The organism is Streptomyces olindensis (genome assembly GCF_040645895.1).
Lineage (GTDB): Bacteria > Actinomycetota > Actinomycetes > Streptomycetales > Streptomycetaceae > Streptomyces > Streptomyces olindensis.
In genome coordinates, this window is sequence record NZ_JBEYZD010000053.1 from 1 (window position 1) to 22,859 (window position 22,859).

Genomic DNA, 22,859 nt, shown 5'->3' on the forward strand with positions numbered 1-22,859 from the left:
CCCCGACTTCCTGCCCGCGCACCGCATCGAGCCCCACCACCTGGTCGTCTGGGCCGCGCGGTGGTACCTCGTCGCCTACGACCTCACCGACGGGCGGGCGCGGCGCCGCCCGCCGGGCCGGCCTGGCTGCTGGAGGAGGCGAGCGTACGGCTGCGCACCCGGTACAGGCCGGTGTCGAGGTCGTCCGCCTTCTCCAGGTGCACCTTGATCGGGCCCATGAAGGTGTAGCGCTGCTGCTTGGCGTAGTCGCGCACCATGCCGGCGAGCTCGTCGCCGAGCTGGCCGGAGTACGGGCTGAGCCGCTCGAAGTCCGGCGTGCTCAGCTCGACGATGAAGTCGTTGGGCACCACCGTCCGGTCGCGGTTCCAGATGGTGGCGTTGTTGTCGCACTCGCGCTGGAGCGCTCCGGCGATCTCCACGGGCTGGACCTCGGACTTGAACACCTTGGCGAAGGTGCCGTTGACCAGACCTTCGAGACGCTGCTCGAACTTCTTCAGGACTCCCATGGGGCACCTCCTCCGTCGCTGCCGTCCTGTGTACTGCCCTGCGGGCCGCTTGCCTGGTACTGCTTACTGATCGTATCCACGCGCCGGTCGATCGGCTGGTTCCCCCTGTCAGCCCGGCCGACGGGTGTCGACGCATGACGAAGTTCCCTGTGGAGCTCCTCTTCGAACTCCGGCGGGAGTACTGCCGCGCGCAACCGCTTCAGGTACTCCTGCCAAGGATCGTAGAGGCGGCCGGAGACCAGTGTCCCGCACCGGACTGTGGACCCCGACCCCCTCGTGGGGAGACAGGGGGTACCGGTACGAGGTTGATACGTGAAGCGACACGCGTTGATACGTGGCGGGGGCACCGAAGGTTCGGCGGGGGTTCTGCCTGCGGAACAAGGGATGTGAACCCACCCCGTCCAGCGTGCTAATGTTCTGGGTGTCGGAAGGCGCCAGCCCCCAAGGGGCAAGGGGCCCAGGACACACCCAATGCGCGGGTGGCGGAATAGGCAGACGCGCTGGATTCAGGTTCCAGTGCCCGCAAGGGCGTGGGGGTTCAACTCCCCCCTCGCGCACCGTCGGAACGGGCGGCATCGATCAGATGCCGCCCGTTCTTCGTGTCTGCGGGTGTGACGGTTGTCTCGGTGTCCCGCCGTGTGAGGAAGCTCTCAGGGCTGTCCCCGCGGGCTCACTCCCGAAGGCCTGCCGGGTCCGCCGGGCGGCGGCGCAGGGCGAGGGCGGTGGGGACGACCGCGGAGGCCGTGGCGAGCAGGGCGCAGGCCGTCACCGTCGCGCCGAGGGCCTGCCACGGCAGGGCGGGGGCGGGCCGGACCGACAGCAGCGCGAGGGCGCCGGTCAGGCCGGCCAGGTTGACGGCCGTGACCAGGAGGCCGAGGAGCGCCCCGGCCGCGACGACCGTGAGGGCCTCGGCGCCCGCCAGCCGCAGCACCTGCCACCGGGTGGCCCCGGCCAGCCGCAGCGCGGCCACGTCGCGGGCCCGGCCGGCGGCCCCCATGACCATGGTGTTGGCCACGGAGATGCCCGTGTAGAGGAGGGCGATGCCCAGGACCATCAGCAGACCGAGGCGGGTGGTGTGCTTCGTCGCGGGGTGGGTGGCCCGGAGCCATGCGTCGCGGGTGAGGACCTGGGCGGGGCCCGCGGCCCGGTCGAGGGCGGTGGCCACGGCCGCCGGGTCCGCGCCGTCGACGAGGGCGACGTCGATCCGGTCGATCGCGGCACCCGGGGCGTTGCGCGGGGTGACGTAGACGCCGTTGTTCCCGGTGCCGGTGGTCATCACCGCGGCGATGCGCAGGGTGCGGGGCGTGCCGTCGCCGAGCCACACCCGTACCCGCTCGCCCACCCGGTGCCGCCGCCACTCCTCGTTGACGATGATCGAGTCGTCGTCCAGGTCGCTCACCCTGCCCGCGGCGAGCGGGAGGCGGGTGGTGGCCGCCAGGGCGCCGGGGGTGGCGGCGCGGCCCTCGGAGCGGATCAGGGCCGCGCCGTCCTCCAGGACGTGGACGGCCGTCGAGGACGTGGGTGACAGCGCGGTGCCGGGGACGGCGCGCAGTCTGCGCAGGGTGGTGTCGTCGAAGGCGGTTCCGGCCGGTGGGGTGATGACGAAGGCGGCGGTGGTGCGGTCGCTCGTCTCCGTGGCCTTCGCCCGGTCCAGGGTCCCGGTGGCGCCGAGGAGGCAACCCGTGAGGGCGACGGTGACCAGGACGGGTGCCGCGAGCGCCGCGGTACGGCGTGCCCCGGTGGCGGTGTTCGCGCGGACCAGCATGCCGGTGGTCGAGGGCCGGCAGGTCAGCAGCCGGGTCAGGGGGCGCAGCGCGAGGGGGGCGAGCAGGGCGGCCGCGGTGATCAGCAGCATGGGGCGGCTGATGTAGGTCTTGCGGTGGAGGAGGTCGCCGGGGTCGCCGGTCAGGGAGAGGGTCAGGGTCACGGCGGAGGTGAGCAGGAGGGCCGTGCCGCACAGCAGGCGGCCCGGGGTGATCCGTCCGCTGTCCTCGCGCAGGTCCCGGGTGGGTGCGGTGCGGCCGGCGCGCCAGGAGGCCGCGGTCGCTCCGGCCAGGGCGACGAGGAGGCCGGTCCAGAAGGCCGCGTGGTAGGGCCAGGTGTGGTCGCCGATGGTGAACCAGGCGGGGGCGAGGCCCTCGTCGGCGACCCGGGCCGCCAGCAGGGGCGCGAGGTGGGAGCCGAGCACGCAGCCCGCGGCCGAGGCGATCGTGCCGACGGCGAGGGCCTCGGTGAGGACGGCGCGGCGGATCTGGCCCGGGGTGGCGCCGGTGGTGCGCAGCAGGGCGAACTCCCGGCGCCGCTGGGCCACCGCGAAGGCGAAGGTCGAGGCCACGACGAAGACCGACACGAAGGCGGTGACGCCGCCGGCGGTGCCGAACAGGGCGTTCATCGCGGTGAGCGCCTCGCTGTCCCGGTCGGGGTCGGCGTCGGCGAGGCGGCGGGCGTCACCGGTGAGGACCTGGGCGTCGCCGTCCACCGCCCGCCGCACGGCCGCCGGATCGGCCGTGACGGCCAGCTGGTGGAGCGCGGGGGCCAGCCGGGCGGCGCGGGCGTCCGTGAAGAACACGGCGTCCTCGAAGCCGCGCGGGGTCAGGGTGCCGACGACGCGTAGCGTGCCGCGGTCCGTGCGGAGCCGCTCGCCGAGGCGTGCCGGGGCGCCGGTGACGACGACCTCGCCGGCCGTGCGGGGTGCCCGGCCGGAGGCGAGGTCGTAGGGGGCGAACCGGGCGGTGGACCAGGGGTGGCCCACCAGGCGGGCGGGGCCGCTGCGCACGGGGAACGACCGGTCCTCGACGACCGGGCCCAGCTTCCGCACGGCGGCGACGGTCCCCGCGGGGAGGGGTCGCGGGTGGGTGAGCCGGGCCGTGCGGTCGCCGATGGGGGTCGGGACGCGCAGGGTGTCCTGGCTCTTGACGACGACCGGCGCGGCGGCGAAGCGCTCGGGGCCGCGTTCCGGGGCGGTCGCGGACGAGGCCAGGGCCAGGCCCGTCACGGTGAGCAGGGCCACGCCCAGGCAGAGGGCGACGAAGCTGCCGGTGAAGGCGGTCCAGCGGGTGCGCAGGGTGCGCAGGGTGACGGTCAGCACGGCACGGCCTCCAGGCGGGTCATGCGCGCGGCGATGGTGTCGGCGCCGGCGGCGGTCAACTCCCCGCTCACCCGGCCGTCGACGAGGAAGAGCACGCGGTCGGCGTACGCGGCGGCGACCGGGTCGTGCGTGACCATGACGACCGTCTGGCCCTCGTGGTCGACCAAGCCGCGCAGCAGGCCGAGCACCTCGCGGGCGGTGCGGGTGTCCAGGGCTCCGGTGGGCTCGTCGCCGAACAGCACGTCGGGGCGGGTGATCAACGCGCGGGCCAGGGCGACGCGTTGCTGCTGGCCGCCGGACAACTGCCCGGGCAGGTGCCGGGCCCGCTCGGCCAGGCCGACGCGGTCGAGTGCCTGGCGCACCCGGGTCTTCGCGACGCGGCGGCCGGCGAGGCGCAGGGGCAGGGCCACGTTCTGCTCGGCGGTCAGTGAGGGCAGCAGGTTGAACGCCTGGAAGACGAACCCGACGCGTTCGCGGCGCAGCAGGGTCAGGCGCCGCTCGCCCAGGCCGGTCAGTTCGGTGCCGCCCACGGTGACCGACCCGGAGGTGGGCCGGTCCAGTCCGGCGGCGCACTGGAGCAGGGTGGACTTGCCGGAGCCGGAGGGGCCCATGACGGCGGTGAAGGTGCCCTTGGGGAACGCGAGGGAGACGTCGTGGAGTGCGGTCACGGGGCCGTAGGTCCTGGTGACCGAGTCCAGCCGGACGGCGTCGTGTGTCATGGGGTTCCCCTGGTGTCGGTGCGGCGTCCACCGGTGTTTCGGTGTGGCGTCCACGAAACCGGTCGGGGGTGGGTCGGCGCAGTGCGGCGGGGCCTAGACCTGGGGGTAGGGCCAGGCCTACCCCGGAGCCTCCCTCTGGGCCCATGGCCCGGGCCGCGGGCGGCTCTTACGGTGATCCCCATGCTTCCTCGGAACGTGTGGCAGGCCCTGTCCCGCCCTGGCTATCTGCTGTCGGCGTGGCCCTGGCGGGCGGCCTGTTACCTGCTCACCGGCGCGGTGACCGGCGTCGTCGTGCTGGTGGGGATCGTGACGTCGGCGGTGGCCGGCGGGGTGCTCGCGCTCGCGCTGGTGGGGCTGCCGCTGCTGCTCGGGACGGCCCTGGCGGGCGTTCCCGTGGCGGCGGTGGAGCGGCGGCGGCTGCGGCTGGTCGACGCCGAGCCGGCGTCCGACCCGCACGAGCCGCCCGGGGAGCCGGGGCTGCGGCCCTGGCTGGTGACGCGGCTGCGGGAGCGGGCCACCTGGCGGGAGCTGGGCCACGCGCTGCTGTTCGCGGGACTGTTGTGGCCGGTCGACGCCCTCGCGTTCGCCGTCTTCCTGCTCGGCCCGCTGACCGTGGTCGCGACTCCGCTGGTGCTGGCCGTGGACGGTGAGGCGAAGGTGCTCAAGGTGTGGCTCGTCAGCACCTGGCCGGCCGCCGCCGGGTGTGCCGTCCTGGGGCTGCTCATGCTGGCCCTGGGCGCCTACCTGCTGGGCGTCGTGGCCGGGGCCCGGGCGGGGCTGGCCCGGCTGCTGGTCGCCCCGCGCGAGGCCGACCTGGGGGCCAGGGTGGTCGAACTGAGCCGGTCCCGGCTGCGGTTGGTGGACGCCTTCGAGGCGGAGCGGCGGCGGATCGAGCGCGATCTGCACGACGGGGCGCAGCAGCGGCTCGTCGCCCTGACGATGACGCTCGGCCTGGCCCGTCTCGACGCCCCGCCCGGCCCGCTCGCCGACCAGCTCGCCAAGGCGCACGAGGAGGCGGGCGCGGCCCTCGCGGAGCTGCGCGAGCTCATCCAGGGCATCCACCCCAAGGTCCTCGCCGACTACGGGCTCGAAGCGGCCGTCGCCGACGCCGCCGACCGCTCGGCCGTGCCCGTCGACGTCGACCTGGAGCTGCCCGGCCGGTTGTCCGAAGCGGTCGAGGCGGCGGCGTACTTCGTGGTGTGCGAGGCGCTCGCCAACGTGGGCAGGCACAGCGGGGCGAGCCGGGCCGAGGTGAGCGGCGGTCACCGCGAGGGCCGGCTGGTCCTGCAGATCCGCGACGACGGGCGGGGCGGTGCCCGGGCCGGTGCGGGCAGTGGGCTGACCGGGCTCGCCGACCGGGTGTCGGTGCTCGATGGCAGACTCTCCCTGTCCAGCCCGGCCGGCGGGCCGACCCTGCTGCGTGTGGAGATCCCTTGTGAGCCTGCGAGTTGACCGGCCGCTGCGGGTCGTCCTGGCCGAGGACAGCGTGCTGCTGCGGGACGGGCTCGTCGGGCTGCTCGGACGCTGCGGCCACGAGGTCGCCGCGGCCGTGGGGGACGCCGAGGCGCTGGTCGCCGCCGTCGGGGAGCACGCGCCCGACGTGGTGGTGACGGACGTGCGGATGCCGCCCGGCTTCCAGGACGAGGGCCTGCACGCGGCCGTGCGGCTGCGCCGGGAGCGGCCCACGCTGCCCGTCCTGGTCCTCAGCCAGTACGTGCAGCGCCGGTACGCCGCCGAGCTGCTGGACTCCGGCGACGGCACGGGCGTCGGCTACCTGCTCAAGGACCGCGTCGGCCAGGTCGAGGAGTTCGTCGCGGCGCTCGGCGAGGTCGCGGACGGCGGCACGGTCGTCGACCCCGAGGTGGTACGGCAGTTGCTGCGCCGCCGCCGTGACCCGCTGGAGCGGCTCACCCCGCGTGAGCGGGAGGTGCTGGCGCTGATCGCGCAGGGCAGGTCCAACGGGGCGATCGCGCGGGAACTCGTCGTCTCCGAGGCGGCCGTGGGCAAGCACGTCTCCGGCATCCTCACCAAGCTGGACCTGCCGCCGGCGGACGACACCCATCGCCGGGTGCTGGCCGTGCTCGCGTACCTGCGGGCGTAGTCCTGGCGGCGGCTAGTCCCGGCAGTCGGCGGCGCGTTGTGCAAAAACCAGCGAGTTGGTTTCATTGCGTCGCCATCGCAGCCCTGCAGGGGAGCCACGGGTGACCAAACAGGACCGGGCCGTCCGGACCCGCTTCGCGCTGATCCGGTCGGCGGCCGAGCAGTTCGAGGCACGGGGGTACGTCCGGGCCAGTCTCGCGGAGATCAGCGCGGGGGCCGGGGTCAGCTCCGGTGCGCTGCACTTCCACTTCGCGAACAAGGCCGCCGTGGCCGAGGCCGTCGAGGACGCCGCCGCCCTGGCCCTGCGCCGGATCGCGCGCCGGAGCCGTGACGGGGACGGGTGCGCCCTGCAGCGCCTCGTCGACGTCACCCACCAGGTCGCCCGGCTGCTGTGTGCCGACGTCGTGGTGCGGGCGGGGTTACGGCTCAACGCCGAGGCGGTCGCCGGGCGGGTGCGCGATCTGCGCCGGGAGTGGCGGGAGTGCGTGCACGAGCTGCTGGCCGAGGCGGATCGGCGGGGTGAACTCGCCGCCGGTGTGCCGCCGCACCGCACCAGCGCCGTCGTCCTCGCCGCCACCACCGGCATCGAGGTGCTGGCCCGGGAGGACCACGGGTGGCTCGCGCAGCCCTCGCTGACGGACGTGTGGCAGCTGCTCCTGCCGTGCGTGGCGGCGCCGCACCTGGCCGGTGCGCTGGACCCGGCGGGCACCGACCCGGAGGGCGGGGACGCCGAGGCGGGTCCGGCCGCGCGCGCGGACCGGGAGGAGTCCGGCACGGCGGCGGGGCTCGCGCTGCGGTAGGGGCGCTCCGGACCACCCCCATGGCCGACAGCGTGTGAAGCAATGGCCAAAACAAACCGGATGCCAAGTTTTCTCCCCGCCCGGATCGCACCATGGTGTCCCAGCCTCTGGACCGAGGAGCGATGAGTCATGGCACAACAGGCCTGCCCCTTCCTGGCGATCCACCCGTCCGGCCAGGATCTCTACGGCGAGATATCCCGCATCCGCGCCCAGGGCCCGGCCGTGGAGGTCGAACTCCCCGGCGGCGTCAGGGCGTGGTGGATCAACGGCCTGGAGCTGAACAAACGGCTCCTGGCCGGTCCCGAGACGAGCAAGGACGCCTACCAGCACTGGCCGGCCTGGATCAACGGGGACATCTCCCGCACCTGGCCGCTCGCCATCTGGGTCTCCGTGCGCAACATGGTCACCGCCTACGGCACCGACCACAGCCGGCTGCGCAAACCGATGGCCGCCGCCTTCACCAAGCGCCGCGTCGACGCCCTGCTGCCGCGCGTCCAGGAGATCGTCGACCGCGCCCTGGACGACCTGGAGCGGCTTCCGGAGGGCGAAGTCGTCGACCTGCGCGCGGCGTTCGCGGCGCCGGTGCCGCACGAGGTGGTCTGCGAACTCTTCGGCGTACCGCAGGGCGAGGACGGTCCGCGGGCCGCGCTCTACCGCATCATCAACGGCTTCTTCGACACGGCGATCTCCCTGGAGGACGCCCAGGCCAACGCCGTCGACCTCTACGCCACGCTGACCGCGTTCCTCGAGGACAAGCGCGCGCACCCGGCCGACGACCTGACGACCGCGCTCATCGCCGCGCGCGACGAAGGCAGCCTCAGCGAACAGGAGTTGATGGACAACCTGATCCTGCTGCTCACGGCGGGCTTCGAGACGACCGTCAACCTCATCGACAACACCGTGCACAGCCTGCTCGCCCACCCCGACCAGCTCGACCTCGTCCGCTCCGGGCGGGTGTCCTGGGAGGACGCCATCGAGGAGTCGCTGCGCCACGAGGCGCCGGGTGCCATGTCGGGCCTGCGCTACGCCGTCGAGGACATCGAGATCGAGCCCGGGCTCACCATCCCGAAGGGCGACGCGGTGGTCGTGTCCTTCGCCGGCGCCGGACGCGACCCCGAGCGGCACGGCCCCGACGCCGACCGGTTCGACGTCACCCGCGCCACCAGCCGCGACCACATCTCCTTCGGCCACGGCGTGCACCACTGCCTGGGCCGGCCCTTGGCCATGGCCGAGGCGACGGCGGCCCTGACCTCCCTGTTCGACCGTTTCCCGCGGCTGGCCCTGGCCGATCCGTCCCGACCGCCGAAGCGGCTCCGGTCGATCATCTCCACGGGGCACGAGTCGCTGCCCGTGCTGCTGCACGGCCGGGAGGCGGGTCCGCGTCCGGAGGAGGCGTAGAGGGTCAGGAAGCCGGCCGGTCGCGCAGGAAGGAGCGGTACCAGGGTGCCGCGCGCCGGAATCCGGCCGCGAAGCCCTCGCCGGGAGAGCAGTCGAGGTCCTTCCAGAAGGCGTCGTCCACGAACCAGTGGTCGACGGTCAGCATGCCGAGGTGATGGAGGGCGAGCGGCGAACCGGCGGCCCGGTCCAGGGCGGTGGCGACGTCCACCGCCGCACCGCCGCCGGGCTCCCCCAGGTGCTCGCGCACGGCCCCGAGCAGCTCCGGAACCGCCACCGGCTCGGGATGGCCGACGTGGTGTACGCCGCCGCTGCGCGCCGGGGAGAGCGCCGCGGCCACGACCGCGCGGCCCAGGGTGTCCACGTCGATCATCGACTGCAGCGCCGTGCAGCCGGTCACCGTCGCCGACAACTCGCGCAGCAGCCCGACCAGTCCGGGGACGACCCAGCGGTCGCCCTCGCCGTACACGAGGTGCGGTCGCAGCACCAGGCCGCCCGCGTCGAGGACGTGCCGTTCGGCGGCGGCCCGGGTGCGGCTGGTGGCCGACGCGGGCGCGACCGGCACCTCGCCGGGTCGTACGCCGCGGAAGGGGCCCCGGCCGTACACGGCGGCCGTGCTCACGTACACGATCCGGCGCACTCCGGCCCGCACGGCCTCCTCGACCAGGGCCCGGGTGCCCCGGTCGTTGACGGCCTCCACCGTCGCGGCGTCGCCGCCGATCCGGGTGGCGCAGTGCACCAGGACGTCGGTGTCCGCGCAGGCGCCGCGCAGGGAGGCCGGGTCGGACAGGTCGCCGTGGACGGTGTCGGCCCCGGGTCCCGCGTGCCGGGACAGCGTCCGCACCCGGACGCCGGGCCGGCCGCGGGCCGCGGCGACCGCGCGGCTGCCGACGAAACCGCTCGCGCCGGTGATCAGGAAGGTGACCGTCACGGCAGGGACCGTACCCCCGCCGTCCGCGCGGAGGTCAGCGTGGCGGTGAAGACGGTCTCGCCGTCCTGCCGCCCCGACACGCGCACGGTCACCTCCTCCGGGTCCTTGTCGAGCAGCTCCGTCTCGAGCCGGCACGGGCTGTGCAGCTCGGCGTACCGGGCGAAGTCGGCCGTCATCGTGCGGGGCAGGAAGGGACGGTGGCCGGACGCGGCGGCCGCGGCCTGGCGGGCCGCCTCGAACAGGACCATGCCGGGGACGTGGTCGTTGGGCCGGGGGAAGAGGACCGGGTGGCCGGTGTCCACGCGCAGCAGCCAGACGCCGGGGTGGTCGTCGGGCCGGCCGGCGGGGTGGTCTTCGGGGGCGAGGACGACGTCCTCGGGGCGGGAGCGGCCGGCGAGTTCCGGCGCGATGCCGGGCAGCAGCGGCACGGGCGTGTCCGCCGCGGCCAGCTGCCGTCCCCGCAGGCGGCGGTAGGCGAGCGGCGAGGTGCAGCCGGTGCTGCCCGTGCCGCGGGCCACGAAGCGGCCGGCGCGGCGGAACTCCATCGTGGTCCGCATGCTCGCCAGGCCGCGGCCGCGGCGGCGGATCTCGGAGCACACGACGTCGATCTCGACCGGTTCGGCGGCGTCCGACAGCAGCAGCGCGGACGGGTCGGCGAACACCGTCAGGTCCCACATGACGAAGTGGGTGTCGGCAGGGGCGCCGAACTCGGCGTGCGCGAGCACCATCGAGGCCTGCCGCAACGTTTCGCCCACGACCATCGGGTCCTGGTGGCGGTCGTCCACGGGGCCGAAGAAGGGGTGGGCGGCCGGCCAGTGCGCGGTGAAACGGAAGCGGGTGTCGGAGATTCTGCTCCACCGGGTGGGGAAGACGTCCGTGTCGGTGGTGCGGTGGGCGAGTTCCTTGGTGACGGGGTTGGTGTGGGTGACGGGGCTGGGCTCGGCGGTGGCGTGGGGTGCGGGTTCTTCGGGGGTGGCGGTGTGGGATGCGTGTTCTTCGGCGCTGGCGGTGGCGTTGGTGGCGGCAGTTGCGGGCTGCGGCGGGGCCTCCGCGGTGGCGGTCGTCTGTGGCGTGTTCTCGACGGTCGCAACAGTTCTGTTTGCCGGACGGCCCTCTCGTCCGGTCTGATCGTCCGTGAGTGCGCTTAAAGGTCCTGTCTGCGGCATGAGAACCCCCAGGATCGGCTGCCTGGCTGCGGTCGGCGTCTGACTAAGATACGGACGAGCCGGTTTTTTTCAAAGGGTGGGTCAAGCTGCCGGGACAGGCTCTCGCGCCCTCGCTGCACAGCGACTTCACAGGGATCGACGGAGATCAGGAGGCATCCGATGGCGCGACAGGAGCGCGCGATCCGCACCCGGCGGACCATCCTGGAGGCGGCGGCGGCCGTCTTCGACGAACGCGGCTACACCTCGGCGACCATCGGGGAGATCCTGGACCGCGCCGGCGTCACCAAGGGCGCGCTGTACTTCCACTTCGGCTCCAAGGAGGAGCTGGCGGTCGGGGTGTTCGAGGAGCAGCTCGCGATCACGCTCCCGCCGCAGTCCAGCAAGCTCCAGGAACTCGTCGACTCCGGGCTGGTCCTGGCCCGGCGGCTGCGGTCCGAGCCGCTGGTGCGGGCCAGCGTGGGGCTCGCCCTCGACCAGGGGGCCATGGACCTCGACCGGACGGCGGCCTTCCGCATGTGGTTCGACCAGAACGTGCAGCGACTGGCGGAGGCGAAGGCGCAGGGCGAGCTGCTGCCGCACGTCGACGTGGCCGAGACGGCGGAGCTGCTGGTGGGCAGCTTCTCGGGGGTGCAGCTGCTGTCCCAGCTGCGCTGCCAGCGGCAGGATCTGGAGCGCCGTGTCGTCGTGATGTTCGAGCACTTCCTGCCCAGCATCACGGTCCCCGCGGTGCTGGCCCGCCTCGACATCTCGGTGGACCGGGCCGAACAGGTGCTGGCCCAGGGGCGGGTGGAGCAGGGGCCGGTGGATGACGGACGGGCGGCCCACGCACCCGTGGACGAGCGACAGGCGGAGCAGGGGGCGGTTGTGCCTGCGCAGGCCTCGTCGGGGGCGTGACGGCCGGGGCACTCGGAGACCGGGTCGTCCGGCGTACGGCCGCTGCCTTGACGCAGGTTGTCCACAGATGTGGAGTTGTCCACAGGGTCTGACGCGTTTCGGCCGCCGGTTGTACGGTCGGCACGAGTTGATGTTCGTGCGCGTGCGGGGGAGGCGGTCGGTATGACCAGGGCTGAGGACGAGACCGGGAACGGGACGGGGCGTCGGCTGCCCCGGGTGCGGGGCTTCGCCGAGTGGCCGGCCGAGGGCTCGCCCAAGGAGGAGGGCAAGGCCCTGCGCAGGCGGATCCCGCGCCACGCGCACGCCGCGCTCGACCTGGACACCTCCCGGCCCGACGCGGTCAGCGCCGTCGAGGAGTCGGGCCGCGGCCGCCTGCCCGAACTCACGCCGATCCGGGTCGGCCGCATGGCCGCCACGCCCTTCGCGTTCCTGCGCGGCGCCGCGGGCCTCATGGCCTACGACCTCGCGCGCACCCCCATGACCCGGATCGGGGCCCAGATCTGCGGCGACGCCCATGCGGCCAATTTCGGCCTGTACGGCGACGCGCGCGGCGGCCTCGTCATCGACCTGAACGACTTCGACGAGACGGTGCACGGCCCCTGGGAGTGGGACCTCAAGCGCCTCGCCGCCTCTCTGGTGCTCGCGGGCCGGGAAGCGGGCGCCGACGAGAACCAGTGCCGCAAGGCGGCGTACGACGCGGTGGGCGCCTACCGCCGCACCATGCGGCTGCTGGCCAAACTGCCGGTGCTGGACGCGTGGAACGCCATCGCGGACGAGGAACTCGTCTCCCACACGGACGCCCATGACCTGCTCGGCACCCTGGAGCGGGTCTCCGAGAAGGCCCGCCACAACACCAGCGGACGCTTCGCGGCCAAGTCGACCGAGGCCGTCGAGGGCGGCGGGCGCCGCTTCGTCGACGCCCCGCCGGTGCTGCGGCGCGTCCCGGACGAGGAGGCGGCGGCCGTCGCGGCGTCCCTGGAGGAGTACGTCGGCACGCTGCCCGAGGACCGCCTGCCCCTCCTCGCCCGGCACGCGGTGCACGACGTGGCGTTCCGCGTCGTCGGCACCGGCAGCGTCGGCACCCGCTCCTACGTCGTGCTGCTCCTGGACCACCGGGGCGAGCCGCTGGTGCTCCAGGTGAAGGAGGCGCGGGCGTCGGCCCTGGTGCCGCATCTGGTGACCGCCGGTTTCGAGGCGCCGGAGGCCGGCCACGAGGGACGGCGGGTCGTGCTCGGCCAGAAGCGGATGCAGGTCGTCAGCGACATCCTGCTCGGCTGGACGACGGTCGACGGACGCCCCTTCCAGGTCCGCCAGTTCCGCAACCGCAAGGGCAGCGTCGATCCCGCCGCCCTGGCCGCCGACCAGATAGACGACTACGGCCGGATGACCGGCGCCCTCCTGGCCCGGGCCCACTCCCACAGCGCCGACCCCCGCCTCATCGCCGGGTACTGCGGCAAGAGCGAGGAACTGGACGAGGCGATGGCGGCGTTCGCCGTGGCCTACGCGGACCGCACCGAGGCGGACCACGCGGAGCTGGTGGCGGGCGTGCGCGCGGGGAAGGTCGCGGCGGAGCTGGGGGTGTAGCGGGACGGCAGGCGGCTGCGCCGGTCCGTGCGGCACCCCGGGTCCGCTCCCAGGGTGCCCGGAGGGCAGGGGCGCGGAGGCGGTCGGCCCGTGGCCTACGCTGGTCGGGTGACGACCCCCGAAGCTGAGCAGGACGGTGGCGACGCCGCCCGCCCCGAGGCACGGCTGGAGCGGGCCGTGCGGGCCGCCGAGCAGGCGCTGATCGAGTACGAGATCGCGGTGGAGACCTTCCGCGTCGAGGTCGAGAACTTCTCCCGCCTGCACGAGCAGAAGCTCGGCCCGCTGTACGCCCGGCTCGAGGAGCTGGACGCCCGGATCCTGGAGGCCAGGGCCGCCCGCAGCGGCGATCCCGAGGACCGGCGCCGGGCGGAGGAGGCCAGATCCCGGCTCGCGCCCATCCCGGGCGTCGAGGAGCTGCTGCACGGCTGGATGGACGACAGCGGCCTGTTCCCCGAGGCCGTGGCGATGCTCACGGACCAGGCGGTCCGGCCCCCGCAGCGGGTCCGCCCCAGCGAGGAGGCCCGCAAGCTCTACCGCGACCTGGCCCGCAAGGCCCACCCCGACCTGGCCCAGGAGGAGAAGGAGCGCGAGCGGCGCGAGGAGTTCATCACCCGCGTCAACGCCGCCTACGCGCGGGGCGACGAGGCGGAGCTGCGCGAACTCGCCGAGGAGTGGGCCAAGGGGCCCGAGCTGAAGCGGGGCCCGAGCCGCGCCGAGGAGCTGTACGCCCGGCTCGAGTGGCTCGCCCAGCGCAAGGAACTGCTCGCCCTGCTCGCCCGGGAACTGGAGGAGAGCGCCATAGGCCACATGCTCCAGCTGGCCCCGGACGACCCGGACCGTCTCCTGGACGAGATCGGGCAGGGGCTGCTCACCCAGCTCGCCGACCGGGAGAGGGAGCTGGCCGCGCTGCTCGGGGAGGGCTGAGCCGCGCCCCGGCCGTCCCACCGGGCAGTCCGGTAGCGTCGGACGCATGAGTTTTGGAGCTGGTGTGCCCACGGTCGCGGTCGCGGACCTCAAGGACGACGACTTCCTGCTGGACGTCCGGGAGGACGACGAGTGGAAGGCCGGTCACGCCGAAGGCGCGCTGCACATCCCGATCAGCGAGTTCGTCGCCCGGTTCGGTGAGCTGACCGAGGCCGCCCCGCAGGACGGCCGGGTGCATGTGATCTGCCGCTCCGGCGGCCGGTCCGCGCAGGTCACGATGTACCTGGCCCAGCAGGGCATCGACGCGGTGAACGTCGACGGCGGCATGCAGGTGTGGGAGGCGGCGGGCCGACCCGTCGTGACGGACGAGGGCCAGCCCGGGTTCGTCCTCTAGCGTCGGCTGCTCGGGCCGGCGGCTGGTCGGGCCGCGATGGGTCAGGCCGGCGGCTGGTCGGGCCGCGATGCGTCAGGCCGGCGACTGGTCAGACCGCGATTGGCCAGGCCAGCGGGTGATCAGGCCGGCGACTGGTCAGGCCAGCGCGTGGTCAGGCCAGTGGGTGCGTGGCCAGCAGGTCGCCCAGGGCCTCCTCGTGGGCCGCCGCCGGGCCGAGCGACAGCTCCAGGTGCTTGGCCCAGGCGTGGTACCGGTGCAGCGGGTAGTCGACGTCGGCGCCGAACCCGCCGTGCAGGTGCTGCGCGGTCTGCACGACCCGGCGCACGCCCTCCGCCGCCCAGATCTTGGCGACGGCGACGTCACCGGCGGCGGGCAGCGCGCCCGGTGCCCCCGAGGCGATCCGCCACGCCGCCTGCCACAGCGTGGCCTCCATCGCGCGCAGGTCGATGTACCGGTCGGCGGCCTGCACGGCGACGGCCTGGAAGGTCGCGAGGGGGAAGCCGAACTGCTCCCGCCCGCTCGTGTACTCCGCGGTCATCCGCAGCACGCGTTCCCCGAGCCCGAGCGCCAGCGCACACGTCCCGGTGGCCAGCAGGTCCCGCAGCCACTCCCAGGCGCCGTCGGCGTCGATCACGTCCCGGGCGGCGAGCCGCGCCGACTCCAGCCGCAGCTCGGCGAGCCGCTCGCCGCTGGTGGAGAACTGCTCGGCGAGGCCGACGCCCTGGTGCCCGCGCGGGACCAGGGCCAGCACGCTCCGGCCGGTCGGGGTGTGCGCGGGGACGACCGTGACGTCCGCGTCGTACGCCCACGGCACCGCCGTCTGCACACCGTCCAGCACCCAGACCCCGCCGTCCCGCCGCGCGGTCACGGCGAGCTCGGCCGGGTCGTGGCCGGTGCGGCCGTGCGCGGCGACGGTCAGCACGGTCTCGCCCCGGCCGGCCCGGGCGAGCAGCGCGGACTTCGCCTCGTCACCGCCGTAGGCCTGTACGGCCGCCGCTGCCGCGCTGCTCTCCAGCAGCGGCACCCTGGCCAGCACCCGGGCCGACTCCCGCAGCACCAGGCACAGCGCGATGGCGTCCAGACCGGCCCCGCCGTACTCGGCGTCGAGCAGCAGGCTGAGCAGGTCCGCGTCGGCGAGCCGGGCCCACAGGGCGTGGTCGCAGGCCTCGGCGACGGCGCCCCGGGTGAGGGCCGGGCTCGGCACGGCGTCGGGGGCGACCCCGGCGAACACGCCCTTCGCCGCCTCGGCCGCCGCCTGCTGCTCCTCGGTGAAGGTGAAGTCCACGGTGCCTGTCCTCCCGGCGATCCCGTTGAGCTGACGGGGCGTCAAGATAGAACAGGTTCTAGAAGAAGGGAATGGGTGTACGGGCGTGCGCCGTAGGGTGTCACTCCTGCGGGCCATCCGCCGGCGCGCCCTGTGGATAACCTGCGGGGGTCCCCTGTGGACCAGGGGGACCGCGCTCCCGGGCGGACGCGGGCGCCGTACGGTCGGCTCGCGCGGTGTGGCGAGGGCCATGGTCCGGACCGGTGTCAGGGGCTGTGCCCGGGTGGGAGGCCTGAGTACCGTGCCGGTGCCGACGCGCGCGGCGCCGCGTGGGCGGTACGAGGCCCCGCGGCCGGGCGGGCGGAACGACGGACCGTGATCGGGAACGGGGCGGAATGAACGCGTACGACGAGGGCTCGGACGCCCGGCACGGGCCGGACGCGCCGGCCGAGCCGCCTCCGCCCGCCGAGCCCGGCCCGCCCTTGGTGCCGCCTCCGCCCGCGGACCCCCGCAGCGGTGTCGCGGCGCTCCCCCTCCGCTACCAGGTCGTCGTCGCCGTGGCGCTGGCGGTCGTCGCGATCGGGGTCTGTGTGCATCTGGGGATGATGTTCCTGCACGTCGCGCCGCCGAACACGGTCACCAAGGAGCACGGCAGGGCCGTGGACGACTGGGTCTATCCGGAGTTCGAGCAGAACTGGAAGCTCTTCGCGCCGAACCCGCTGCAGCAGAACATCTCGATCCAGGTCCGTGCCCAGGTCCGGACGACGGACGGCATGACGCTGACGACCGGCTGGTACGACCTGTCCGCCGAGGACGGCCGGGCCATCGACGGCAATCTGCTGCCCAGCCACACCCAGCAGAACGAGCTGCGCCGCGCCTGGGACTTCTTCGTCGCGACGCACGACGCCGAGAACCGCCCGGTGGGCCTGCGCGGCTCGCTCTCCGAGTCGTACCTGCGCCGGATCGCGGTGCTGCGCCTGGACCGCGACGACGCGGTGCGGGCGACGACCGGGGGCGGCGGTGCCGTCGAGCGGGTGCAGGTCCGCTCCCGCACCAGCAACGTGCCCCCGCCCGAGTGGAGCCGCGAGAAGGTCTCCACGACGCCGTCCTACCGCGAGCTGCCGTGGTGGAGGGTGCCGCGGGACGAGGCCGCGGGAGGTGTGCGGTGAACCGCTTCTCGCTGTGCGTCTCGCGTGGGATCGCCCGGGTCACCGAGGCCGCCCTCGGCCCGTACCAGACCGCCGTCATCCGCATCGGCTTCAGCGCGACCTGGCTGCTGTTCCTGCTGCGCGAGCTGCCCCACCGCCATGAGCTCTACGGCCCCGACGGCCCGTGGAGCTGGAACCTGGCCGAGCAGCTGATCGGCACGAACGGGGCCTTCACCGCGCTGCTGTGGTCCGACGGCCGGATCTGGTTCGAGAGCGTCTACGCCCTCGCGATCCTCGCCAGTGCCCTGCTGATGCTGGGCTGGCGGACCCGCACCATGTCGGTGCTGTTCATGGTCGGCGTGCTGTCGCTGCAGAACCGCAGCGTCTTCATGGGCGACGGCGGCGACAACGTGCTGCACCTGATGTCGGTCTACCTGGTGTTCACGCGCTGCGCCCAGGTGTGGTCCCTGGACGCCCGGCGGGCCTCGCGGGCCGGGGCGGCACGCGCGCGGGGCGAGCGGGTCACGGACCGGACCGGACCGGTCCTGTGGGGCGTGCTCGGGTTCGTGCTGGTCGCGGCGACCCTGGCCGGCCGGATGCAGGGCGAGTGGCTGATACCGGCGCTGCTGTGGACCGTGTGGGCCGGGCAGGCGCTGTGGTGGCTGGCCGGGCGCCGCGCGAGGTCCGGTGAGACGCGGCTCCTGCTCGACGTCGTCGCGAACGTCGTGCACAACGGCGCCCTGCTCGTGATCATGGCGGAGGCCTGCCTGATCTACGCCACGGCCGGCTGGTACAAGATCCAGGGCTCCCGCTGGCAGGACGGCACCGCGGTCTACTACCCGCTCCACCTGGAGTACTTCTCGCCCTGGCCGGCGCTCGCCGACCTGCTGTCCGCCAGCGGCACGCTGGTGATGCTCATGACCTACGGGACCGTCCTCGTGCAGGTCGCCTTCCCGTTCACCCTGTTCAACCGGCGGGTGAAGAACGTCCTGCTCGCCGTGATGATCACCGAGCACGCCGTGATCGCCGTCGTCCTGGGCCTGCCGTTCTTCTCGCTGGCGATGATCGCGGCGGACGCGGTGTTCCTGCCGACGACCTTCCTGCGCCGCCTGGGCGGCGGGGCGGCGCGCGCACGTAACCGCCTCCTCCTTCTCCTCCGGCGCGACCGGCGCCACCGCCGTGAGCCGCCGGCCGGGCCGCACGCGCACGAGAGCCCCGAGGGCACGCACGTAGGCTTCGGAGCATGACCGACCCCGTCGCCCTCTGGCACCGGCTCGCCGGCGACACCGTCCTGCTCGACGGCTTCCACGCCCTCAAGCACGCGCTGCGGTTCGGCGCCGAGGTGCCGGTGGCGGTCGCCGCGGACCGGACGGCCGCGCTCGCCCTCGCCGACGAGCTGGCTCCCGACGTACGGGACGGTCTGGCCGCGCTGCTGACTCAGGTGCCGCCGGAGACGTACGCGTCGCTCGTGCCGCGCCCGCATCCGACGGCGGTGGCCGCCCTGGCCGTACGGCCGTCCCGTGAATCCAACCTCGACAAGCTCGCGGCCACGCCCCGCACGGCCCCCGTCGTGGTCCTCGACAACCCGCGCAACCTGGGCAACGCCGGGGCGGTGATCCGCCTGGCCGCCGGCTTCGGGGCGACGGGGGTGGTCACCACGGGGACGGTCGACCCCTGGCACCCCACGGTCGTACGCGGTGGGGCCGGGCTGCACTTCGCGACGGCGGTGGAGCGGCTGGAGGTGTCCGAGCTGCCGTCCGGCCCGCTGTTCGCCCTCGACCCCGAGGGCGACGACATCCGGGGCGTCAAGCTCCCGGACGACGCCGTCCTCGCGTTCGGCTCGGAGCGCACGGGCCTGTCGACGGCACTGCGCGCGCGTGCGGACCACCTGCTGTCCCTGCCCATGCGCCCCCAGGTCAGCAGCTACAACCTGGCGACGAGCGTGGCCATGACCCTGTACCACTGGAGCTGCCGCGCGGGCACCCCCTAGGCCTCCCGCCGCACCTCGACCACCCGGAACCGGTTGGCGACGAACGCCCCGTCGCACAGCGCCGCGCTGGCCGCCGGGTTGCCGCCCGATCCGTGGAAGTCGGAGAACGCGGCCGTCTGGTTCACATACACCCCGCCCGTCAGGTTCAGCGACAGCTGCGCCGCCTCCTCCAGGCACACCTCCTGCACGGCCTGCTCGACCTCGGCGTCGGTGGTGTACGCGCCGACCGTCATCGCGCCCTTCTCGCGGATGGTCCGGCCGAGCAGCTCCACCGCGTCCGTCACCGAGTCCACCGCGACGGCGAAGGACACCGGCCCGAAGCACTCGCTCATGTACGCGGCCTCCGCGTCCGGCTTGGCCCCGTCCAGCTTCACGATCACCGGCGTGCGGACGACCGCGCCCGGGAAGTCCGCGTTGGTGATCTCCCGGGACGCCAGGGCGACCTCGCCCAGGCCCGGCGCCTTCTCCAGCCGCGCCTTCACGTCCGGGTTGACGATCGCGCCCAGCAGCGCGTTCGCCCGGGCGTCGTCGCCGAGCAGGCCGTCCACGGCCTTCGCGAGGTCCGCGACGACCTCGTCGTACGACTTGGGGCCCTGGTCCGTCGCGATGCCCTCGCGCGGGACCAGCAGGTTCTGCGGGGTCGTGCACATCTGGCCGCTGTACAGGGACAGCGAGAAGGCCAGGTTGGAGAGCATGCCCTTGTAGTCGGACGTGGAGTGGACGACGACCGTGTTGACGCCGGCCTTCTCCGTGTAGACCTGGGCCTGGCGGGCGTTGGCCTCCAGCCAGTCGCCGAAGGTCGTTGAGCCCGTGTAGTCGATGATCCGGATCTCGGGGCGCAGGGCCAGCGTCTTGGCGATGCCCTCGCCCGGGCGCTCGGCGGCCAGCGCCACCAGGTTCGGGTCGAAGCCCGTCTCGGCCAGCACCTCGCGGGCGACCTGCACGGTGAGCGCGAGCGGCAGCACCGCGCGCGGGTGGGGCTTGACCAGGACCGCGTTGCCCGTGGCCAGGGAGGCGAACAGGCCCGGGTAGCCGTTCCACGTCGGGAAGGTGTTGCAGCCGATCACCAGGCCGATGCCGCGCGGGACCGGCGTGAACTGCTTGTTCATGGCCAGCGGGTCGCGCTTGCCCTGCGGCTTGGTCCACTCGGCGTTGTCCGGCGTGCGCACCTGCTCCACGTACGCGTACGCCACCGCCTCCATGCCGCGGTCCTGCGCGTGCGGCCCGCCCGCCTGGAACGCCATCATGAACGCCTGGCCGGAGGTGTGCATGACCGCGTGCGCGAACTCGTGCGTCCGGTCGCTGATGCGCTTGAGGATCTCCAGGCAGACCACCGCGCGCTGCTCCGCGCCCGCGTCCCGCCAGGCCCGCTGCCCGGCCTTCATGGCGGGCAGCAGCACGTCGAGGTCCGCGTGCGGGTACGTCACGCCCAGGTCGATGCCGTACGGGGAGGTCTCGCCGCCCACCCAGTCGTCCGTCCCGGGCTGGCCGAAGTCGAGGCGGGTGCCGAGCAGGGCGTCGAAGGCGGCCTTGCCCGCGGCCGCGTCCAGGCTGCCGTTCTCCCCGTAGGCCTTGGGGTGCTCGGGGTGCGGGGACCAGTACGCGCGCGTGCGGATCGCTTCCAGCGCCTGGTCGAGGGTGGACCGGTGCCGGGCGATCAGCTCGTGCGCCGAGAGTGCGGCGGTCATGGGTGACCAACTCCTCGTCTCAAGAACTCCTCGTCGAGTTCATGACCTGGGCAGAAACCTGGGCAGGAACACTCGGACAGAGCTAGAGTAACCGAACGATCGGTCGGTTCAAGGGGGTCCGCCGCATCTGTGGAAAACCCCGTGCGGGAGGATCGCGCACATGACAGCACTGGACCTCAGCAGCCCCGTGGCCGTCGTCGGCACCGGCACCATGGGCCAGGGAATCGCCCAGGTCGCGCTGGTCGCGGGCCATCCCGTACGGCTGTACGACGCGGCCCCCGGGCGGGCTCGGGAGGCGGCCGAGGCGATCGGCGCCCGGCTGGACCGGCTCGTCGAGAAGGACCGGCTCACCGCCGCCGACCGGGACGCCGCCCGCGCCCGCCTGCTGCCCGCCGGGACGCTCGCCGAGCTCGCCGACTGCTCCCTCGTCGTCGAGGCGGTCCTGGAGCGGCTGGACGTCAAACAGGAGCTGTTCCGCGAGCTGGAGGGCATCGTCGACGACGACTGCCTGCTCGCCACCAACACCTCGTCGCTGTCCGTCACCGCCATCGGCGGGGCCCTGCGCGCCCCCGGCCGCTTCGTCGGCCTGCACTTCTTCAATCCGGCGCCGCTGCTGCCGCTGGTCGAGGTCGTCTCCGGCTTCGCCACCGACGTCACGTACGCCACGCGCGCGTACGAGACGGCCCGCGCCTGGGGCAAGGCGCCGGTCGCCTGCGCGGACACCCCCGGCTTCATCGTCAACCGCATCGCCCGGCCCTTCTACGCCGAGGCCTTCGCCGTGTACGAGGCACAGGGCGCCGACCCGGCCACCATCGACGCCGTGCTGCGCGAGTCGGGCGGCTTCCGGATGGGCGCCTTCGAGCTGACCGACCTGATCGGCCAGGACGTCAACGAGTCGGTGACGCGGTCGGTCTGGGAGTCCTTCTTCCAGGACGTGCGCTTCACCCCGTCCCTCGCCCAGCGCCGCCTGGTCGAGTCGGGCCGGCTGGGCCGCAAGACCGGCCAGGGCTGGTACGACCACGGCGGTGGCGCCGAGCGGCCCGAGCCGGACACCGCCGAGCAGCGGCAGCCGCCCGCCTACGTCGTCGCCGAGGGCGACCTGGGTCCCGCCTCCGACCTGCTCGCGCTGATCCGCGAGGCGGGCATCCCGGTCCGCGAGGAGGACGAGGACAACGGCACCCGCCTGGTGCTGCCGAGCGGCGGCCAGCTCGTCCTCGCCGACGGGCAGACCTCCGTGGAGTTCCGGGACGTCGTCTACTTCGACCTCGCCCTGGACTACCGCAAGGCGACCCGGATCGCCCTGTCCGCCTCCCAGGACACCGCCCCGCAGACCCTCGCCGAGGCCACCGGCCTCTTCCAGGCGCTCGGCAAGAAGGTCACCGTCATCGGCGACGTCCCCGGCATGATCGTCGCCCGCACGGTCGCGCGGATCATCGACCTCGCGCACGACGCCGTCGCCAAGGGCGTCGCCACCGAGGAGGACATCGACACCGCGATGCGCCTCGGCGTCAACTACCCCCTGGGCCCCTTCGAGTGGAGCCGCAGGCTCGGCCGTTCCTGGGCCTACGCCCTCCTGGACGACCTGCACCTGCGCGACCCCTCGGGGCGCTACGCGCCGTCCCTCGCGCTGTACCGCCACGCCCACGCCTCCGACAAGCGGGAGGGCACCGCCTCATGACCACCGCCAAACGCGACACCTACACCCCGGACACCCTGCTGTCCGTCGCCGTCCGGGTGTTCAACGAGCGCGGCTACGACGGCACCTCCATGGAGCACCTCTCCAAGGCGGCCGGCATCTCCAAGTCGTCGATCTACCACCACGTCTCCGGCAAGGAGGAGCTGCTGCGCCGGGCCGTGAGCCGGGCCCTGGACGGCCTCTTCGGCATCCTCGACGAGGAGCACGCGCGCGTGGGGCGCGCCGCGGAGCGCCTGGAGTACGTCGTGCGGCGCATGGTCGAGGTGCTCATAGCCGAGCTGCCCTACGTGACGCTGCTGCTGCGGGTGCGCGGCAACACCGACACCGAGCGGTGGGCCCTGGAGCGCCGCCGCGACTTCGACCACCGGGTCGCCGACCTGCTGAAGGCCGCGGCGGCGGACGGGGACGTGCGGGGCGACGTGGAGGTCCGGCTGGTGACCCGGCTGGTCTTCGGGATGATCAACTCGATCGTGGAGTGGTACCGCCCGGACGGGCGGGGCATGAGCGAGCGCGAGGTGGCCGACGCGGTGGTGCAGCTGGCGTTCGGCGGGCTCCGCAAGGACGCCTGAGCC

19 protein-coding genes, 1 tRNA gene and 1 pseudogene are annotated in these 22,859 nt (G+C 73.9%); 14 read left to right on the forward strand and 7 right to left on the reverse strand.

Going from position 1 to position 22,859, the window contains the following annotated elements; all coding sequences use genetic code 11:
- Window positions 1-92 precede the first annotated feature (92 nt).
- A pseudogene (locus tag ABZ948_RS28675) lies at window positions 93-506 on the reverse strand (DUF3662 domain-containing protein); the annotation flags it as partial.
- A gap of 473 nt (window positions 507-979) precedes the next feature.
- Between ABZ948_RS28675 and ABZ948_RS28680 the strand changes: the two are divergent.
- Window positions 980-1,063, forward strand: a tRNA-Leu gene (locus ABZ948_RS28680).
- Window positions 1,064-1,176: 113 nt separating this feature from the next.
- Here ABZ948_RS28680 and ABZ948_RS28685 read toward each other — a convergent pair.
- Both ABZ948_RS28685 and ABZ948_RS28690 read right to left on the reverse strand, forming a co-directional pair.
- A complete protein-coding gene (locus ABZ948_RS28685; protein ID WP_359764240.1) occupies window positions 1,177-3,594 on the reverse strand; it encodes an ABC transporter permease in 2,418 nt (805 codons plus the stop codon).
- Window positions 3,588-4,313, reverse strand: a complete 726-nt coding sequence (locus tag ABZ948_RS28690) for an ABC transporter ATP-binding protein (RefSeq protein ID WP_359764242.1) — start codon at window positions 4,311-4,313, stop codon at window positions 3,588-3,590. The genes ABZ948_RS28685 and ABZ948_RS28690 overlap by 7 nt, the downstream gene beginning before the upstream one ends.
- Window positions 4,314-4,493: 180 nt before the next feature.
- Between ABZ948_RS28690 and ABZ948_RS28695 the strand changes: the two genes are divergently transcribed.
- The 4 genes from ABZ948_RS28695 (at window position 4,494) to ABZ948_RS28710 (ending at window position 8,611) form a co-directional block, all read left to right on the forward strand.
- Entirely contained in the window at window positions 4,494-5,765 is a 1,272-nt protein-coding gene (locus tag ABZ948_RS28695) for a sensor histidine kinase (protein ID WP_359764244.1), read from the forward strand.
- A complete protein-coding gene (locus tag ABZ948_RS28700; RefSeq protein WP_359764330.1) occupies window positions 5,755-6,414 on the forward strand; it encodes a response regulator in 660 nt (219 codons plus the stop codon). The genes ABZ948_RS28695 and ABZ948_RS28700 overlap by 11 nt, the downstream gene beginning before the upstream one ends.
- Before the next feature lie 100 nt (window positions 6,415-6,514).
- The gene (locus ABZ948_RS28705; RefSeq protein WP_359764246.1) at window positions 6,515-7,213 is read left to right on the forward strand and encodes a ScbR family autoregulator-binding transcription factor; all 699 of its coding nucleotides are present in this window, start codon (window positions 6,515-6,517) and stop codon (window positions 7,211-7,213) included.
- A 129-nt stretch (window positions 7,214-7,342) separates the two neighbouring features.
- Complete coding sequence (locus ABZ948_RS28710) at window positions 7,343-8,611, forward strand: cytochrome P450 family protein (protein ID WP_359764248.1); 1,269 nt, start codon at window positions 7,343-7,345, stop codon at window positions 8,609-8,611.
- Window positions 8,612-8,615: 4 nt separating this feature from the next.
- Here the strand turns inward: ABZ948_RS28710 and ABZ948_RS28715 are convergent, their stop codons facing one another.
- Together ABZ948_RS28715 and ABZ948_RS28720 are read right to left on the reverse strand one after the other, a co-directional pair.
- Window positions 8,616-9,539, reverse strand: a complete 924-nt coding sequence (locus ABZ948_RS28715; protein WP_359764250.1) for an NAD-dependent epimerase/dehydratase family protein — start codon at window positions 9,537-9,539, stop codon at window positions 8,616-8,618.
- Window positions 9,536-10,705, reverse strand: coding sequence for a ScbA/BarX family gamma-butyrolactone biosynthesis protein (locus tag ABZ948_RS28720; RefSeq protein ID WP_359764252.1), 1,170 nt, complete (start codon window positions 10,703-10,705; stop codon window positions 9,536-9,538). Before ABZ948_RS28720 ends, ABZ948_RS28715 begins: the two co-directional genes overlap by 4 nt.
- A 159-nt stretch (window positions 10,706-10,864) precedes the next feature.
- Between ABZ948_RS28720 and ABZ948_RS28725 the strand changes: the two genes are divergently transcribed.
- From ABZ948_RS28725 to ABZ948_RS28740, 4 genes are all read left to right on the forward strand, one after another.
- Window positions 10,865-11,599, forward strand: a complete 735-nt coding sequence (locus ABZ948_RS28725; protein ID WP_359764254.1) for a ScbR family autoregulator-binding transcription factor — start codon at window positions 10,865-10,867, stop codon at window positions 11,597-11,599.
- 162 nt (window positions 11,600-11,761) lie between these two features.
- A complete protein-coding gene (locus ABZ948_RS28730; protein ID WP_359764256.1) occupies window positions 11,762-13,183 on the forward strand; it encodes a DUF2252 domain-containing protein in 1,422 nt (473 codons plus the stop codon).
- Window positions 13,184-13,291: 108 nt separating this feature from the next.
- The gene (locus ABZ948_RS28735) at window positions 13,292-14,107 is read left to right on the forward strand and encodes a hypothetical protein (RefSeq protein ID WP_359764258.1); all 816 of its coding nucleotides are present in this window, start codon (window positions 13,292-13,294) and stop codon (window positions 14,105-14,107) included.
- A gap of 64 nt (window positions 14,108-14,171) precedes the next feature.
- Window positions 14,172-14,501 (forward strand): rhodanese-like domain-containing protein, encoded by a 330-nt coding sequence (locus ABZ948_RS28740; protein WP_359764332.1) that lies wholly within the window; start codon window positions 14,172-14,174, stop codon window positions 14,499-14,501.
- 151 nt (window positions 14,502-14,652) lie between these two features.
- Here the strand turns inward: ABZ948_RS28740 and ABZ948_RS28745 are convergent, their stop codons facing one another.
- The gene (locus tag ABZ948_RS28745) at window positions 14,653-15,786 is read right to left on the reverse strand and encodes an acyl-CoA dehydrogenase family protein (protein ID WP_359764259.1); all 1,134 of its coding nucleotides are present in this window, start codon (window positions 15,784-15,786) and stop codon (window positions 14,653-14,655) included.
- A 374-nt stretch (window positions 15,787-16,160) separates the two neighbouring features.
- Between ABZ948_RS28745 and ABZ948_RS28750 the strand changes: the two genes are divergently transcribed.
- Genes ABZ948_RS28750 through ABZ948_RS28760 form a run of 3 tightly spaced genes read left to right on the forward strand, consistent with a single transcriptional unit; the run spans window position 16,161 to window position 18,903 of the window.
- Entirely contained in the window at window positions 16,161-16,934 is a 774-nt protein-coding gene (locus ABZ948_RS28750) for a DUF5819 family protein (RefSeq protein ID WP_359764261.1), read from the forward strand.
- Complete coding sequence (locus ABZ948_RS28755) at window positions 16,931-18,160, forward strand: HTTM domain-containing protein (RefSeq protein ID WP_359764263.1); 1,230 nt, start codon at window positions 16,931-16,933, stop codon at window positions 18,158-18,160. Before ABZ948_RS28750 ends, ABZ948_RS28755 begins: the two co-directional genes overlap by 4 nt.
- Window positions 18,157-18,903 carry a TrmH family RNA methyltransferase gene (locus tag ABZ948_RS28760; protein ID WP_359764265.1) on the forward strand — a complete coding sequence of 249 codons (747 nt, stop codon included), beginning with the start codon at window positions 18,157-18,159 and terminating at the stop codon, window positions 18,901-18,903. The genes ABZ948_RS28755 and ABZ948_RS28760 overlap by 4 nt, the downstream gene beginning before the upstream one ends.
- Here the strand turns inward: ABZ948_RS28760 and paaN are convergent.
- Window positions 18,900-20,591 carry a phenylacetic acid degradation protein PaaN gene (gene paaN / locus ABZ948_RS28765; RefSeq protein ID WP_359764267.1) on the reverse strand — a complete coding sequence of 564 codons (1,692 nt, stop codon included), beginning with the start codon at window positions 20,589-20,591 and terminating at the stop codon, window positions 18,900-18,902. The two genes, ABZ948_RS28760 and paaN, sit on opposite strands and share 4 nt — an antisense overlap.
- Before the next feature lie 160 nt (window positions 20,592-20,751).
- Here paaN and ABZ948_RS28770 point away from each other — a divergent pair, with 160 nt between their 5' ends.
- Window positions 20,752-22,269: a 3-hydroxyacyl-CoA dehydrogenase gene (locus tag ABZ948_RS28770; protein WP_359764268.1), complete on the forward strand. Its 1,518-nt coding sequence runs from the start codon at window positions 20,752-20,754 to the stop codon at window positions 22,267-22,269.
- Entirely contained in the window at window positions 22,266-22,856 is a 591-nt protein-coding gene (locus ABZ948_RS28775; RefSeq protein WP_359764270.1) for a TetR/AcrR family transcriptional regulator, read from the forward strand. Before ABZ948_RS28770 ends, ABZ948_RS28775 begins: the two co-directional genes overlap by 4 nt.
- The last annotated feature ends 3 nt before the right edge of the window (window positions 22,857-22,859 follow it).